Source organism: Desulforegula conservatrix Mb1Pa, assembly GCF_000426225.1.
GTDB lineage: Bacteria > Desulfobacterota > Desulfobacteria > Desulfobacterales > Desulforegulaceae > Desulforegula > Desulforegula conservatrix.
Window position 1 is genome coordinate 81,078 of sequence record NZ_AUEY01000007.1, and the last position, 15,547, is coordinate 96,624.

The 15,547-nt window shown below is 48.0% G+C and carries 22 protein-coding genes; all 22 read left to right on the forward strand.

The window, feature by feature from the left end:
- The first annotated feature begins 7 nt into the window (after nucleotides 1-7).
- The 22 genes from K245_RS0104890 to K245_RS0104995 all read left to right on the forward strand — a co-directional run bounded on the left by K245_RS0104890 (nucleotide 8) and on the right by K245_RS0104995 (nucleotide 15,547).
- The gene (locus K245_RS0104890; protein ID WP_198013831.1) at nucleotides 8-1,687 is read left to right on the forward strand and encodes a DDE-type integrase/transposase/recombinase; all 1,680 of its coding nucleotides are present in this window, start codon (nucleotides 8-10) and stop codon (nucleotides 1,685-1,687) included.
- On the forward strand, nucleotides 1,659-2,858 hold the full coding sequence (locus tag K245_RS0104895) for an ExeA family protein (RefSeq protein WP_051283881.1): 1,200 nt from the start codon (nucleotides 1,659-1,661) through the stop codon (nucleotides 2,856-2,858). The genes K245_RS0104890 and K245_RS0104895 overlap by 29 nt, the downstream gene beginning before the upstream one ends.
- Before the next feature lie 132 nt (nucleotides 2,859-2,990).
- On the forward strand, nucleotides 2,991-3,197 hold the full coding sequence (locus K245_RS0104900; RefSeq protein ID WP_027358405.1) for a Mu transposase C-terminal domain-containing protein: 207 nt from the start codon (nucleotides 2,991-2,993) through the stop codon (nucleotides 3,195-3,197).
- 17 nt (nucleotides 3,198-3,214) lie between these two features.
- Entirely contained in the window at nucleotides 3,215-3,568 is a 354-nt protein-coding gene (locus K245_RS0104905) for a hypothetical protein (RefSeq protein WP_027358406.1), read from the forward strand.
- A gap of 18 nt (nucleotides 3,569-3,586) precedes the next feature.
- Nucleotides 3,587-3,841, forward strand: coding sequence for a hypothetical protein (locus tag K245_RS0104910; protein ID WP_027358407.1), 255 nt, complete (start codon nucleotides 3,587-3,589; stop codon nucleotides 3,839-3,841).
- A gap of 42 nt (nucleotides 3,842-3,883) precedes the next feature.
- Complete coding sequence (locus K245_RS0104915) at nucleotides 3,884-4,510, forward strand: DUF3164 family protein (protein ID WP_035276492.1); 627 nt, start codon at nucleotides 3,884-3,886, stop codon at nucleotides 4,508-4,510.
- Nucleotides 4,511-4,576: 66 nt separating this feature from the next.
- The gene (locus K245_RS26345) at nucleotides 4,577-5,173 is read left to right on the forward strand and encodes a phage protein GemA/Gp16 family protein (protein WP_051283882.1); all 597 of its coding nucleotides are present in this window, start codon (nucleotides 4,577-4,579) and stop codon (nucleotides 5,171-5,173) included.
- 2 nt (nucleotides 5,174-5,175) lie between these two features.
- Nucleotides 5,176-5,496, forward strand: coding sequence for a hypothetical protein (locus K245_RS0104925; protein ID WP_156906701.1), 321 nt, complete (start codon nucleotides 5,176-5,178; stop codon nucleotides 5,494-5,496).
- An 11-nt stretch (nucleotides 5,497-5,507) separates the two neighbouring features.
- Nucleotides 5,508-5,969 (forward strand): hypothetical protein, encoded by a 462-nt coding sequence (locus K245_RS0104930; protein WP_027358410.1) that lies wholly within the window; start codon nucleotides 5,508-5,510, stop codon nucleotides 5,967-5,969.
- Complete coding sequence (locus K245_RS23125) at nucleotides 5,969-6,505, forward strand: transglycosylase SLT domain-containing protein (RefSeq protein WP_051283883.1); 537 nt, start codon at nucleotides 5,969-5,971, stop codon at nucleotides 6,503-6,505. The genes K245_RS0104930 and K245_RS23125 overlap by 1 nt, the downstream gene beginning before the upstream one ends.
- An 84-nt stretch (nucleotides 6,506-6,589) precedes the next feature.
- Nucleotides 6,590-6,952: a DUF2528 family protein gene (locus tag K245_RS0104940; protein WP_035276512.1), complete on the forward strand. Its 363-nt coding sequence runs from the start codon at nucleotides 6,590-6,592 to the stop codon at nucleotides 6,950-6,952.
- A gap of 72 nt (nucleotides 6,953-7,024) precedes the next feature.
- Nucleotides 7,025-7,285 (forward strand): hypothetical protein, encoded by a 261-nt coding sequence (locus K245_RS0104945; RefSeq protein WP_027358412.1) that lies wholly within the window; start codon nucleotides 7,025-7,027, stop codon nucleotides 7,283-7,285.
- A gap of 38 nt (nucleotides 7,286-7,323) precedes the next feature.
- Nucleotides 7,324-7,656 (forward strand): Mor transcription activator family protein, encoded by a 333-nt coding sequence (locus K245_RS0104950; protein WP_027358413.1) that lies wholly within the window; start codon nucleotides 7,324-7,326, stop codon nucleotides 7,654-7,656.
- 204 nt (nucleotides 7,657-7,860) lie between these two features.
- Nucleotides 7,861-8,148: a hypothetical protein gene (locus K245_RS0104955; RefSeq protein ID WP_027358414.1), complete on the forward strand. Its 288-nt coding sequence runs from the start codon at nucleotides 7,861-7,863 to the stop codon at nucleotides 8,146-8,148.
- The gene (locus K245_RS0104960; protein WP_027358415.1) at nucleotides 8,145-8,507 is read left to right on the forward strand and encodes a hypothetical protein; all 363 of its coding nucleotides are present in this window, start codon (nucleotides 8,145-8,147) and stop codon (nucleotides 8,505-8,507) included. Before K245_RS0104955 ends, K245_RS0104960 begins: the two co-directional genes overlap by 4 nt.
- Before the next feature lie 15 nt (nucleotides 8,508-8,522).
- Entirely contained in the window at nucleotides 8,523-8,816 is a 294-nt protein-coding gene (locus K245_RS0104965; RefSeq protein WP_027358416.1) for a hypothetical protein, read from the forward strand.
- On the forward strand, nucleotides 8,816-9,316 hold the full coding sequence (locus tag K245_RS0104970; protein WP_027358417.1) for a hypothetical protein: 501 nt from the start codon (nucleotides 8,816-8,818) through the stop codon (nucleotides 9,314-9,316). Before K245_RS0104965 ends, K245_RS0104970 begins: the two co-directional genes overlap by 1 nt.
- A complete protein-coding gene (gene terL / locus K245_RS23130; RefSeq protein WP_051283884.1) occupies nucleotides 9,306-10,973 on the forward strand; it encodes a phage terminase large subunit in 1,668 nt (555 codons plus the stop codon). Before K245_RS0104970 ends, terL begins: the two co-directional genes overlap by 11 nt.
- Nucleotides 10,966-12,534, forward strand: a complete 1,569-nt coding sequence (locus K245_RS0104980) for a phage portal protein family protein (protein ID WP_027358418.1) — start codon at nucleotides 10,966-10,968, stop codon at nucleotides 12,532-12,534. The genes terL and K245_RS0104980 overlap by 8 nt, the downstream gene beginning before the upstream one ends.
- Nucleotides 12,531-13,808, forward strand: coding sequence for a phage head morphogenesis protein (locus K245_RS26350; protein WP_051283885.1), 1,278 nt, complete (start codon nucleotides 12,531-12,533; stop codon nucleotides 13,806-13,808). Before K245_RS0104980 ends, K245_RS26350 begins: the two co-directional genes overlap by 4 nt.
- 250 nt (nucleotides 13,809-14,058) lie before the next feature.
- The gene (locus K245_RS26355; protein WP_051283886.1) at nucleotides 14,059-14,895 is read left to right on the forward strand and encodes a phage protease; all 837 of its coding nucleotides are present in this window, start codon (nucleotides 14,059-14,061) and stop codon (nucleotides 14,893-14,895) included.
- A gap of 58 nt (nucleotides 14,896-14,953) precedes the next feature.
- Nucleotides 14,954-15,547, forward strand: coding sequence for a hypothetical protein (locus tag K245_RS0104995; protein ID WP_027358419.1), 594 nt, complete (start codon nucleotides 14,954-14,956; stop codon nucleotides 15,545-15,547).

Here is a 15,547-nt window from a genome sequence, read left to right on the forward strand (position 1 = left end):
GCATGAAATGGTAGATCGCCTGAAATCGGCTCCATATGGCACGAAACAGGCGGTAATGACGGATTACTCTAAACTGACCGGCCTGTCTATACAGCAGCTTCATGTCATAGCCAAGAAGAACGGGTATGATCCGGGCAGAAAAAAAAGATCGGATGCAGGTAAAAGCGTGGTCACAGATGATTTTTTGAGATGGATAGCAGGTCGCATGGAAACGGGGAAACGCCAGAAAAAAGGAGTTATCATGCCGGTTGAACAGGCCCTCCTGGATGCGGAAATGCTCGGAATAATCGAGCCAGGGACGATATCCGTATCAAGGCTTAATGCCTTGCTCAGGGAAAGAGGGCTGAACGCTGCCGCCCTTGATGCGCCTGATCCTCATTGTGACATGAGATCTCTCCATCCGAATCATGTGCATCTGTGGGATTCATCTGTGTGCATTCAGTATTACCTGAGGGGCGGAAAGAAGCTTGAGATCATGGATGAGCGGCAATTCTACAAGAACAAGCCGGAAAATTTCCTGAAAGTCAAGACCAGGCTCACCAGATACGTTCTTGTAGATCATTATTCCCATGCGATCTGGGTGAAATATTACCTTGAAGCCGGAGAATCCGCAGCAGTGGTGTTTGACTTTCTATGTTCGGCGTGGGCCCCGAAAAAAGACCAGAGACTGCCATTCCGTGGTGTTTCATTTGTATGCCTTGCGGATAAAGGCTCCGCTAACGTCAGTAAATCGGTTCAGGGCTTTCTGGAAAGGTTGGGCGTAACATTTCCTGATGGAAAACCCTACTCGGCAAGGCGACAGGGATCAGTGGAGAGGGCACATCAGATTATTGAGACTCTGTTCGAATCAAGACTGGCTTTCAGCCCTGCCGATGACCTGAACACCCTGAATGAGTGGGCTCTTGATTTCTGTGTGTGGGTAAACTCGAAGAAACGCCACACAAGACATAAAATGTTCCGCACTGACTGCTGGTTGAAAATTAAAAAAGAACAGCTCAGGGAACTGCCGGATATGGATATTGTTCAGATGTGTTTCCGTGAGCCAGAGAGAGACTGCAAGGTAAACGGCAACTACACGATACGCCTGAAAAACAACTGGTACAGAATCAAGGATATTCCTGGAATCATTCCGGGTAGGAGCCATGTCAAGGCGATCATAAAGCCTATGGAATGGCCTGATCTGACGATCTCTCATGAAGGGATAGAATATCGTTTCAGCCCGATTAAAAGAGATGACGCGGGCTTTTTTGAAGATGCGGCTGTCATTGGCGAATCATTCAAGGCTGTTCCTGAATCCATAACGCAGAAAGAAAAGAAGATCATAGAAAATCTGGCATTTGGTGAAGATCACAAAAAAGGAGCCGTTCCTTTTGCCGGATCGGGGACTCTGGGCAGACTGGCAGAGTCGGTTGACAGAATAAACATGCCCCGCACAGGCACTCCCATTATTCTTGATAAATCAAATGTCGAAGACCGTGAAGAGCCTATTATGCAGCTGTTTGTAAGGCTTAAGGGACTTGGGCAGATATCAAAGAATCTTAATGCCGGGCTCAGGGCCAGATACGGAAACACGATCAAAAGCTCAGAACTTGAAAGGGTTCTGGAGGCTTATGAGGCAGGATTATTGACCCCTGACGGAGAGATTATGGGAGGTGTGGATGATAGTGCTAAAGCGGCTAATCAGTGAGGCAGGCGTAATCCAGAAGGAACTGGCCAGGCGTGTGGGTGTGGGCAGGAGGGTTATGGGTAATCTGCTCAGGGCTGGCGAGTGGCCGTCCGAACCCAGCGCAGGCAAGATCAGAAGCGGCGTTACCGAAATAATAGAATCGAATCCGGCCATGTCGGAATGGCTAAAGGATAAAGGGTTTAAAATTGAAGACGTTTTCAGTGCCGATGAAGAAGCACTCCGGAGCAAATTCAGACACAGAAAACCAAGAGGTTTCAAACTAACAAAACCGGCTCAGGGGCTGAGATCAGCTGATCCTGAAGTCATAGAGCCAAGGGAGGACACGGATATGCTGACACGCCAGGCAATGAAGCATTTCCAGATTTTACGCAATCCGTTTGTGAATGACGTCAATGAAAAGCGGGATATCTACCTGTCGTCGGAACACAGGTTTCTGCTGGACATGATGAAGGACGCGGCCAGATATGCCGGTTTTTGCGCGATGATAGGTGGAGTCGGAAGCGGTAAAAGCTGCATGAGAAAGGCTGCTGCGGGAGATCTGAGGGAAGAAGGAATAAGCATCGTATTTCCGATGATCGTGGACAAATCCCGCATCACTCCAGCCAGCCTGATAGACGCCATAATTATGGACATATCGGATGAGCAGCCGAAGCGATCTCTGGAATGGAAAACACGTCAGGCTCTGAGGCTTCTCAAGGCAAGGGCAAATGGCGGAATGCGTCAGGTGCTGATGATCGAGGAAGCCCAGATGCTGGACAAGAAGGCACTTAAATCTCTGAAGCAGATATACGAGCTTGAAGATGGATTCCAGAAGCTCATCGGCATAATCCTGATAGGCCAGCCAGAGCTGGGAAATATGCTGAATGAGGTGGAGAACGCAGAAATCAGGGAGGTTATCAGGCGCATTACAGTGTGTAGAATTGACGGTCTTGGCAAGGAACTCCCTGATTACCTGAATCACAAATTAAGCCGTGTGGGCAAAAAATCAGTCGACATCATTGCCCCTGATGCTTTTGACGCCATTCACCAGAGGCTGATGAGGCGCAGAGACGGAAAACTTGTCAATAACAGCAACCCTTTAAGCGTGAACAATCTTGTGATCAGGGCAATGAATCTCGCGGCTGAGACAGGAGAACCCTTGGTCACTGCGGATGTCATATTGAATTCATAAAATGCAGGTCGGGTTAGAGCGCTTTTTGCTCGTAACCCGACATGAAGCGGCGGCAAATGTCGGATTACGGGTAAAGGACACCCTAATCCGACCTACGATTCCCCCTTTCAAAGGGGGCCAAGGGGGATTTCAATGAAGGCCAGGATCATCAAACACAGAATCTGGAAGGGAGAAGTCAGGGTAATGGGGAAAATCTACGCTGATAAACGAATGAAGGATCTTGAAGGAGAGCATGTGGCTGTGGGGTATGATCCGCGTGATGATTCCAGGGTGTGGTTAGCACTGGATAATGGACGCGGGCTGATGGCAAGGAAAGTTATCAAAAGACAATATAACTGATCACAGGAGGGATACAGATGAGAATGCGTACTGAAAGGATAATTCATCTGGCAAGAGCGCTTATAGCGGAGGTTACTGTTATTCCTACGATTGGAACTATATCTGAAGATACAGCAACTCATATACTTCTGATCTGTGAGGATCTGGCGGATATCATGCGTATGGAGTTGCACGGATCTGAAAACACTCCGGACAACCTTACCGCCGGTATAAACAGCGGATTGAACGAGGTATTCAATAGATTGAAATCCACGCTTATGGAGCCTGACGACAAAGATAGCTGGAGGAGCCATATATCGAATTCCATAAGAAAACTGGTTGATATCAAAAGAACTTTGAGAAGGCACGGCGCTTTATCAGGCACTCGGTAGATATTAAGGAGATTGATTATGCAAAGCATACGGGCAGCTGTCAGTAAAAAGTTACAAGATCATGGACTTTGGCAGCAAGAAGCAGAAGCGGTTATGGACATTGTAGAAAAAGCTCCGGAGAACAAGGCTATGCAAGGCCGTTGGCACGAGTCACCAGATGCTTACTCCTCCGGTATTCTTGTGGCTTTGTGGTGGAGTTCAAAAAATCATGCAATTGCCTGGATCGATGCAAATAAACCTGAACATTTCGCACGTGAGATTCTTGCTGCCTAAGAAGTATTGTTTATAAAACTATCACATGAATGGAGATTAAAAATGCTGGAAATTAATTCAAAAGCAATACCCGAAGGATACATGCAGAACAGCCTGGGGCATCTTGTTCCGGTTGAGACAATATCAGACATAGATAAGGCAAGAAACGAGCTTGTGATGGATCTGGTGGCGCGTGCCAAGATAGTTCAGTCAGTAATGACGGAATTCAAAGGCAGCGCGATGGGAGATATCCAGGCATTTGTTGAGCTGTCTGCCGAAAAATACGGCGCTAACCTGGGCGGCAAAAAAGGAAACGTACTCCTGACCAGCTTTGACGGCAGATACCGCGTTCAAAGATCCATGAGCGAGTACATCATTTTCGATGAAAGGCTCCAGGTGGCGAAAAGTCTGATTGATGAATGCATCCACGAATGGACTGACGGAGCAAGAGTGGAAATAAAGGCTCTGGTGGAGCACGCATTCAAGACAGATGCCGAAGGCAGGGTTTCGACAGGCAGAATACTGGGTCTGAAAAGCATCAGTATTGACCATCCAAAGTGGAGGCAGGCAATGCTTGCGATAACGGACTCAATGCAAATCGCAGGCACAAAAGCATATGTCAGGCTGTATGAGCGGGTCGGTGATGATGACAGGTGGGAGCCGATATCACTGGATATGGCGGGTTTGTAGTCTTTAAAAGTGTAGGTCGGGTTAGAGCGTCCTTTGCTCGTAACCCGACAATCAATGGAGGAACTCATGAAACCTGCGGAAATCAAGGCATCAAGCACAAAACAAAGACAGCTGATTGCGCTTGCAAGAAATCAGATCGGCATTGATGAGACTGACTACAGATCAATGCTTCAGAATCGTTATCAAAAGAAATCATCCACTGAGCTTACTTTCAGCGAGGCAGACGAACTCCTTGATGAATTTGTCAAAAAGGGATTCGTGATCAAGACCGACAAGCGCAGATATCTAAAAAGGCCAGCAGGCAAAATAAAAATGCCAAGAAAGCCTGGTCAGAACGTGGTTGTGTTGGCAAGCCCTGCGGAGCTTGAAAAGTTCAACGCTCTGGCCGGTCTTGTCAAATGGAGGGTCGAAAATGGGTGCGAAAAGTGGATGAAGAAGTTTCTCGGTATTGAGACGGTCAAGACCTGTGAAGACGTTTACAGAGCCATAGAAGGCCTCAAGAAGCTGATCAGCAACGGCATGAAGAAGGAACACGGCAAGGACTGGTGGCTGATGGATTTTGTGGATACTGCCATGTGTGAGTTCATATCAGAGCATCTGCCAGCCGAGTACAAGGATTTCAAAGTGCCTGCGCTTGTGAGGCTTGGGTATTGGGATAAATGATAATGGACGTTATTCAATTCAGTGATTTTCGGTCAATAGACAAGCCCCAATTGCCATTGGAGCCCAAGCGCAGAGAGAGATTTTGCCAGCACCCTCACGTTTTTGTGTGCGAGCAGTCAAGGCAACTTGAATGCCGCATCTGCGGTCAGATAATTGATCCGTTCGATTATCTTTATGAATGGGCCTGTAGAGACAGAAATCTTATGTCTACGAGGGACGCACTAAGAAAAGAAATCGAGAAACTGGAAGCCGAATTGAAAGCTTTAAAACGTGATGAGAAAAATACACGACAACGATTGAAACGCTTGAAAACAATCGAATAACGGGAGGCATTATGGATACAAAAACAGCTGCTCGTATGTTCCCTGAAATATCGTTAAGAATTAAAAAAATGTTTTTTATACCATCGGTTTATATGGATTTTAAGGCCTCTGATTGCTTTGAAGAATTTGTTGAAACAATGATTCAAGATTTTGATGAAGGGCTTGAAGAATTCAAATCTATCTTTGGTGAGATTCCTGATTGGTTTGCTGATGAATGGCAATCTCAAGACAAGGAAATGGTATTTGATTATTTATCAGAGGAAAAACAGGGCTTTGTGGCAGAATTCGCAACGCCTGTCAGGATATTTTATACATCTGATTCAGGTGAACATGCGGAATACTCCTGGGGACGTTATAGAACTCAGTGGATCTATGGAGAAACAATAGAAGAACTGTTCGAGGCCGGAATGAAGTGGTTTAATAACGTAATCGAAGAACAGCGGACAAGATACCAAGAAAAGGAAGGCGTATAATGACCATAGACATCAAAAGACCCACAGCCTGGTGCAAGAAGGTCAGCGTTCAGTTTAAGATAAGGATTCTTGAAATCGCCCTGATGCTCGTCACTAATCCCGACTGGCTCATGGCCTGTATAGCATTCGAATCGGCTGAAACATTCTCGCCTTCAATCAAAAACGCGGCAGGAAGCGGAGCTGTAGGGTTGATTCAGTTTATGTCAAAGACAGCGATAGCTCTTAAAACGACTGTAGAGGCCTTAGGGGCTATGACCGCTGAAAAGCAGCTGGACTATGTCAAAAAATATTTCGAGCCACATAAGGGCCGCTTGAACACTCTGGAAGACGTTTACATGGCCATACTTTGGCCTTCCGCCATCGGAAAGCCAATAGACCATGTTCTTTTCAGGAGAGATGATCCCGCTGCGCCCAAAAGGTATATTCAAAACAAGGGTCTGGACTGGAACAAGGATGGTGTGATCACAAAGGCCGAGGCAGCCGAGCAGGTCAAAATGAAGCTCGATAAGGGGTTGATGGATAGGTATATCGGTTAGGGTGCGTTCCGCATCAATCAGGCAAAAATCATGCGAGGCACGACTCAGAGTGCCTTTGCTTTGGTAGGTTTATTGGAGACGAACATGATTAAAAAATACAAAATTGATTACGATTGGAAAGCCGAGGTTCGCGTTGAGATCGACCATGACATCGCTACTGAAGAAAAGTTGAAAGAGATTAACGATTTCTGGATTGGAGCTGAAGATCGAGTACGCCAAGAAGGGAGCGTGCTGAATGCAGTATTGAAGATGTTAACCCGCACCTGCTTATTATTGCAGATAGAAAAAGGGTATAACACGGTAGGCATTATCGAGGAATTCGACTGGGACACAAGCAATGGCGGAATTGAAGGATGGCCAAAAATGGATGGATCTTTCGGCTTTAAACTGTTGCGTGTTGACAATCTTGATTTTGATGAAACTGACATGACCATTTCTGAAATCTAACGACAATAAGCGACGTACCCTTGGCGTCCGTTTTTAGGCTTGTTATATTTTCTATAAATTCAAAAGGATAAAATGAATAAATTACTATCTCTTTTCGGTTTGGTAAAAATAAAAAGAGCGATATCTATCTCTGCCAGGCTACATCAGTATTATGTAAAATGTGTTCAGACTGATGTCAAAGAAAGGTTTGGAGTAGATCCAACGCCAGGAGCTATTCACACAGCAAAAAAATGGTGGGAAGAAACACTTCCCATTCTTTTTGAAAATAATTCTGATGACATTCATATAGGCCAAGAACCTAAATTTACTGAAAGTAATCTAACAAAGCAATAAGTGGGAATTGTACTTTTAATCGTTTTCATGAGGCGTAAATGGATCGTGAATCCCTGGAACCTGAAGCAAATAAGCATGAGTTGAGTCTGGATGATCTGCCCGGAGAGTTTCGGGAGATCGCCGAAATTGTCGGCCTCGATGGCGCTTTGAAGCTTGTGGAATTGTGCGGAGGTTCACAGATCTACATTCCGAAGATGGACAGCATCACAAGGCAGACAAGATACAGGCAGATGCTGGCTGACTTCGAAAAATGTCGGGATTACGGCCTTGTTGCCAGACAATACAATCTTTCCGAGGCTCATGCCAGAATGATATTGAAACAGCTGATGCTTCAGAGGATCGGGCCGAGGGCGCAAACAGAAATGTTCTGAACATTTGAAAGGGAGCGGACGCCAGTCTGTTCCCTTTGTTTTTTTAGACCCCTGAGTAATATTTTTTTTTGAGATATCTTTTTCAGACCTATTTTTTTCAATCCTCAGAACCCCGGATTACAACATCCCCATAAAAATTATCAAATGGTGCGTGGAAGGACGTCACGCGTCCTACGCAAAAATTATCTCCTTCCCGGAGGACACATGAATTTCAAATCCATAGGCAACAAAATAGCCGTTTTTTTCAGCGCCTGCTGGTTTTACGTCAAGCCGGTTATAAAGACAATGCTCTCCAGCTCGGCCACTGCACTCGCGGAATCAGCTAAAATAACAGTTCCGCAATGTTTGGAGATCTACAGGACAGAAGGCCCGGAAGCGGCCCGTCAAAAAGCTTTTGAGGTAATCAAGTTTGACCTTGAAACTCAAGGTCACGCGATAGCCTCATCAGCGATCAACGCGGCCATAGAGGCAGCAGTGGCAGGGCTTAAATGAACGGAGTATCCGGTCTGTCTCCAGCCGAGCTTGAAGTAGTAAGAACGGCCATGGACATGGGCGGCACGATCTTTATCGTTATCCTGCTCGTGGTCTGCCTGGCTGTGCTTGCCTGGAGGTTCGGCGGATCCGCCATGAAATGCATGGCTGAATTCATTGCCGCACAACAGCGCCAGGCTGATGCAATGACGGCCCAGGCAGCATCCATGTCAGATATCAAAAATGCCGTTCATGAATACATAACAAGGGACAATAGCGAACATCGGGAAATTCTTCTCGGACTTCAGGTGCTTGCAAGGGAAATGCGTGAACTGACCAACGAATTAGCGGGCCAACGAAATAGCGGGCCAACGGATTAGCAGGATGGAACCAGGATGACGAAACCAGAGGCAGTTAAACACGACCGGATAAGACAGTTGATTCTTAAGGCCCTGGAGCCGGGATACCCGACTCCTCTCGACACGATAGTGCTGAGAAGACATATGGCAAACTTCGGATACCCTTTAAGCGAGGAAGAGTTGAATTCATATCTGGCGTACCTTGAGGACAAGGAACTTGTGAAAATAGACAAACGTCAGGGCGGGATTGTGCTTGTTCGTCTTTTGGCAAAAGGCCTGGATGTACTGGATGAACGCATCAAAGTTTGCGGTGTGGGTCAGGAGTTCTAATGGACGCTCCGGCACACAGAAAAGAGCTGGCATACAGGATCTGGCGAGAAAATGGTCAGAGCATAGTCAACACTGTCAAGGCTCTGGAAAAGGATCACGGATACGAGATAACCCGGCAGTCACTCGCAAAATGGCGTGATGAATTCGGGTGGGAAGATCGGGCGGCAAGGGCCGAAGCCTCAGAGAAAGACAGGAATGCTTCAACATCTGACGCATCAATCATGGATTCCCTGCTCAAGAGACGCGAGCAGTATGAGCTCTACTTTGAGAATCTGCCTCTCGGTCAGGTGGATAACCAGGCTGTGTATGGTTACAACTCGGTTTTAAAGACCATCCTGGATGTCCGCAAGGAAACGGCCGCCTTCAAGGTAGATGAGTTCGCAAGATTCTTTCGTGAGCTTATCGAGTTTCTTAGAGGTTCGGATCCTGACGCCGCCGCCATTGTTGCGGCCAATTTTGATGATTTTACCAACTTTATTAGGATGAAGCATGTCGGTTAAGATCAAACAATTCAACAAAGAGATAGAGGCCCTGAGGGAGCTTATCCTGAAGGAGGCAACGCCTCTTCCTGACGGAAAGAAAGCCCGTGAGGAAAGAAGGAAAAGAGCCGCCTCTGATCTTGAATTCTTTGGCAAGACCTACTTCCCGCACTACCTACAAAAACCCAATTCGAAGCTTCATAAATACATGTATGAGCGCTTCGCTAAGATGATCCTTACTGCCCATGAAACAGGAGAAGGAGATAAGGAAGCTGATGCGGCTCCGCGAGGAAACGCAAAATCCACAACAGGAACGTTAATACTTCCGTTGTGGTGCACAGCCTTCGGATACAGGCGTTTCATAGTTCTTGTGTCAGATACGGCAACCCAGGCCTTTGACTTCCTGGCTTTCATAAAAACGGAACTCGAATTCAACGAACGTCTGAAACAGGATTTTCCTGAAATATGCGGGGAAGGCTCGATCTGGCGTACAGATAATATCGTCACGGCGAACGGCGTGCGCATGGCTGCAAGGGGTGCCGGGCAGAAGTTGAGGGGCCTGAGGCACGGAGCCAGACGTCCTGATCTTGTGATTGGTGACGACCTTGAAAACGACGAATCGGTTGTGTCCCCGGATCAGAGGGCAAAGCTCGAACAATGGTTTTTCCGAGCACTCATGAAGATAGGAAAGCCTTATACAGTCTACATAGTCGTAGGGACAATTCTGCATTACGACAGCCTGCTTTCAAAGCTTCTTAAAAAGCCTGGCTGGAAAGGCCGCAAATTCAAGTCTGTCATAAGCTGGTCAAAGAGCAAGCTATGGGACGAATGGATAAGCATTTTCACTGATGCGAGGCTCGAAAAGGAAGAGGCAGAAGCCAAGGCAGACGCCTATTTCAAAGAGCACATGGAAGAGATGCTCGAAGGAGCCGAGGTTCTGTGGCCAGAGGAAGAGCCTTACTACTACCTCATGAAAATGAGGGTCAGCGACGGCCCAGCTCATTTCGATTCCGAGAAGCAGAACGAGCCAATCAATCCTGACGACTGCCTATTTCAGGAGGAATGGATAGCCTATTGGCCTGAAGATTTACTCGATAGTTCTGAAAATGGTCTGAAATCGATTTTAAGCGGACTTCCGCTTTATGCCGCCGTTGATCCCTCTTTGGGTAAGAAAAGCCGAAAAAGCGACCCTTCCGCGATTCTGGGGGGCAGATTTAAAGACAAGGTGCTTTACCTGGAGATGGCGGACATAGAAAAACGTCATCCTGACAGAATCATAGACGACGTCCTGACCTATCACGACCGCCTTAAGATCCACATGGCAGGGGTCGAGACTGTTCAATTTCAGCAGTTCTTCAAGGACACACTGGAGAAGATAGCGCACGAGCGCGGGCAGACGCTCAACGTAGTGGAAATACCGCAGTCCGGAGACAAGATCATGAGAATCCAGAGGCTCCAGCCATGGATCAAGAACGGATGGATAAGGTTCAAGCCCAACATGAGGACGCTAATTGACCAGCTCATCAAGTTTCCTATGGCGGATCATGACGACGGCCCTGATGCGCTTGAGATGCTACTGTCCCTTGTTGAAAAACACTCAGGAAAGTTCGCTGGCGTTGAGGTCATGTGCGCCATGCCGCTTGAATCCGCTGCTTGGCTGAGGGGGTATAATGACTGAAGGCATATGGGTAAGCCCCACAGAGTTTATTTCTTTTTCGGGCAAGGGCAATGAACGATCGGCACTTTTAAGCGAGCTTAACGGCTCAGGCATTTTAGGCGGCTTTGATCCTTATTCCTGGCTCGGCATTCTGCCTGATCCGGATCCTGTGCTTCAAAAAACCGGAGACGGAATCAAGGTTTTAAGGGAGCTTACATCAGACGACAAGGTGCTTTCATGCATTCAGAACCGAAAGCTTGGAACACTCAGAAAACGTGACTTTGCCTTCACTCCAGGAACGAAAAAAGGCCAGGAGGCAACTCCGGAAGCTGTCCGTGTCTGCGAGGCGCTGGAAAAGGATCTGGAGAATGTGGATCTGTACAACATCATGAGCCAGATACTTGACGCTCCGTATTACGGAACGGCCTTTGCCGAACTCATCTGGGAGCCATCTGGCGGAAGCCTCAGGCTTAAGGAAGTCAGGCCAAGACCTGCGGAATGGTTCGGGTTCGATGGTTTCCACAGGCCTGTGCTCCGGAACAACGAGTATGAGTCAATCCAGTTCGGCAAGCTGGTTATGGCAAGGCACTTTCATGACGCGGTCAATCCTTATGGCCTCAGGCTTTTATCAAGATGCCTGTGGCCAGTAGCCATCAAAAAAGGCGGGATCAGGTTCTGGACAATTCTTTGCGAAAGATTCGGCATTCCATGGGTAATAGGCAAGGTGAACGGAGATAAAACGGCCAGAAAAGACGCAGTGTCGCAGCTTACCGCAATGGTTCAGAATGCCGTGGCTGTTGTTTCAGGGGATACTGAAGTCGATATTCATACTCTGGACAACAAGGGCGGAAACATTCACTCAGATCTGATCCGCATGTGCGACACGGCCATAGCAAGAGTTCTGCACGGCCAGTCCATAACCAATGAAGGCGGCAAGACTGGCACATTCGCTGAATCAAAAACCAGCTTTGAGGCTCTAGGCGATTTCAGGGAGGCTGATGAGCACCTGATCATAACCTTCTGGCAGGAACTGGCCTGGATTTACACAAAGATAAACGCTCCTGAAGGAACTCTGTCTCCAACTTTCAAATACATAGATCCTGAGGATTACGAGTCAAGGGCAAAGATAGATGAGGCCGTATCAAAGACAGGGGCAAAGTTCACCAAGGTCTATTATGTCCGCAACTACGGCTACAAAGATGATGAAATTGAAGTCGGGGCTCCTGTTGAAGAGAAGCCAGCAAAAGAAGAAAAGCCTTCAAAAGAACCGGGTTCCGATTTTTCGACAAAAAATGAGGGCGCGGGGTTCCAGGAACCAGGCGACCCTGACCAGACCGATCCCGACCAGGTCGCTATCGATGAAATGCTGGACGGACTCATTCCGGAAGCTGCTGATGCCCACGAAATAGCAAAGGCAATATCAGAAATAATAAGCCAGGCAGAATCCTTTGAGGATCTGGAAGCAAGGCTTGAACAGGTGCTTCCTGAACTCATGGGAGCTGAAGGAATGGAAGATGTTCTTACCAGGGCAATGGCTGCGGCTGATCTGTGGGGACGTTTTACCGCAGGAAGTGAATCATGACACTTGGCGCTCTTCCATTCAAGGAAGCCATTGCTTTCTGGGAATCCAAGGTTCCCATGAAACCGGCTGAGTTCAAAGAGCTGTGGAACGAACAAAAGGTCAATGCCTTTGCAGTTTCAGGCGTGTCGAACATGGACACGGTTATGGATCTTTACAGGAGCCTTGGCAAGGCAATCAGCGAAGGTCAGTCATTCGGAGCATGGAAAAAACAGCATACTGATCTGTGGGAGCAGAAAGGATGGACTGGCAAGTCAGCATGGCGGGTGGACAACGTCTTCCGAACCAATGTCCAGACAGCCTTTCAGGTAGGACGCTTCAAGCAGATGTCACAGGTCACGGACGACATGCCCTTATGGCAGTACAGCGCCGTGTCAGACAGAAGGACAAGACCGGTACATCTTGCGCTTAATGGACAGGTCTACCGTCATGACGATCCGTTCTGGGACAGCTTTTATCCTCCCAACGGCTACAGATGCAGATGCACGGTCAGGACGCTGAGTGAAGGCCAGGCCAAACGAAAAGGCCTTGAGATTCAATCAGGCACGCCAGGACTTATCGAGCCGGTTGATCCTAAGACAGGAAGGAAAATGCCAGCAAGGCCGCTTGTGCCTGATCCTGGATTTAATTTTCATCCGGGAAAGGCGCATTATCAGCCTGATCTTTCAAAGTATCCGGCGACCCTGAAACAGAGGTTTCTTGAAAAGTTTCTGGAAAGAGCCTGCCCTGATGACTGGATGGATTTTTCAGAGTCCTCGTGCTTCAAGCGCCTCAAAAAGCATTTGAAACAGGAAGACCTTGAAAGCCTTCAGACCCTTGCCTGGGCAGAGGGTGAACGAATGAAGCAGGGATACAAAGAATGGGTGGCAGGAGTCATCGAATCCATGCAGCCGAAAGGCGAAGTTTATCCCATGGCCAATCTGCCAATCAAAGTATGCAGCAGCATGGAAAAGCAGCCACAGCTGGCTCTGGTTGTGATCGATGATCATGCAGTCACCCATCTTGTCAGGGAAACAAAAAAGGCAAGAGGCAAAGCCATTACACCGGATGAAGTGGCCGAGCTTGCGGACAGGTTCGCAACCGCTGAATGGTATCTGGATCAGGAAGATCCGGCGGTAATCATGACCTGGGTACGATCAGGAGATGAACTGGTGAAAGTGATTATCAGGACAGACAGGAAGGTCGGCAAAGGAGTTGCAAATCACGTTACTACGGCTGGTTTGGTTGAAAGCCATAATATTGAAAACCATCCACGCTACAAGAAGGTAACTCTATGAGATGTCTCAGCACGGGAGGACGACCATTCCCTCCATTGGAGCATCCTTCAAGGATGGATCCCGACTCGCCAGGCCGATTTTCGAGTCCTCATGCCGAGACAATTAATGGAAACCGTGGCGGGGCGCTCACCTCCCGCATGGGGCTGCCGGATTGCTCCGGAAGTCCAACTGGCCAGAACGGCTTTCCAGTTGTCACGGTCTAAAGCGGTTATTCATGACAATATTTTAATGCCTCAGCGGAGGAAAATCAATGCCTAACTGGATCGAAGTTTTAAAAACAGGAACATTCACAGCCAAATCAGGGAAGCCTGTTTCATTCACAGAGGCTGATCTGGACGCCATAGCGGCTGGCTATGATGCTGCCAAGGCTCCGGCCCCGCTTGTGTTCGGTCATCCTGAGGATTCTGATCCGGCTTTTGGCTGGGCAGAAGAGTTTAAACGCAAGGGCGATATTCTGAGGGCCAGATTCAAAGACGTTCCGGAGGTGGTCAAGACCCTCGTAAACAATGGCCATTACAAGAAAGTCAGCATCTCTCTTGCCGCAGACAAAAAGACTGTGCGCCATGTCGGGCTTCTGGGAGCCGTCCCTCCGGCCGTGCCTGGTCTGGCTGATGTTAAATTTTCGGAGGGAGAGTCTTTAACAATAGAAATGTCATCAAAAGAGGAGACCAACATGCCAACAGTCGAAGAACTCAAAAAAAAACTGGAAGAAGAGGAAAAGGCAAGAAAAGACGCAGAAGACAGAGCCAACGCAGCCGAAGACGGAAAGAAAGCGGCAGAGACAGAGCTTTCAGCCATCAAGGATGAAGCCTCAAAAACAGCGGTTGAAACAAAAATTGAGGAGCTGATTTCAAAGGGCAGAATCCTTCCGGCAAACAAGGACGCAGTTGAGGCAGTTGCTCTGGCGCTCGGAAAAACAGGCGATGAAATCGAACTATCCAAAGGCACAGGCAAAAAATCGCTCCAGGATCATTTTTTCGACTTCCTGGGGACTCTGCCTGAAAACGGGCTGCTTAACGAATTTTCAAATCCGGGTGATGGAAAGAGAGAAGAGGCTTTGCCTGATGACCTGATGAGCAAGGTGTAAAAAATGAATTCAACCGAAAAAAGCCCCAGCGGGGCGACATCTTTGTAGGAGTTAAAACATGACCATTAACGGAAAAGTATTCGAATCAAGCAGGACAGAAGAGATCGTTCTGAGCGGTGATCCGGTTGTTATCCTCTCTGCTTTGCTTAAAGCAAACAATGGCGTTTATCCGGCGGGCCTTCTTGTCACAGAAAACGCTTCAGGCGTGCTGGTTCCGCTTGTCAGGGTTGATGATGTGACTCTCGCGACAGGAAACGGTTCACTCACGCCATTTTCAGGAACTCTTACAAATGTTCCTGTGGAGCCAGGCACTTTGATCATAATCGCCGGAGCAGAAACATTCAAAGAGGTCTCACCCGGAGTTCTGGCGGGCAGCGCCGGTGGCACTGGCAAGATCGGGCATCTTGACGGCAAGTGGAACATCACATGCGCGGCTGCTCCAGCGAACGGAGTCGCAATAACCGCTGATTATATCACAGCCATTGACGGAGTCATGACAGAAACCGTGGATACGGCTCTTCAGACAGCAGGCAATATCGTGCATTTCGGCCAGGTCAGGAAAGACGTTCTCAAGATAGGCATTGCAAGTCCTGCCCAGCCTGACGCGGCAATTATCAAGGCCATGATCCGCAGACGCATATACGCGAGATAA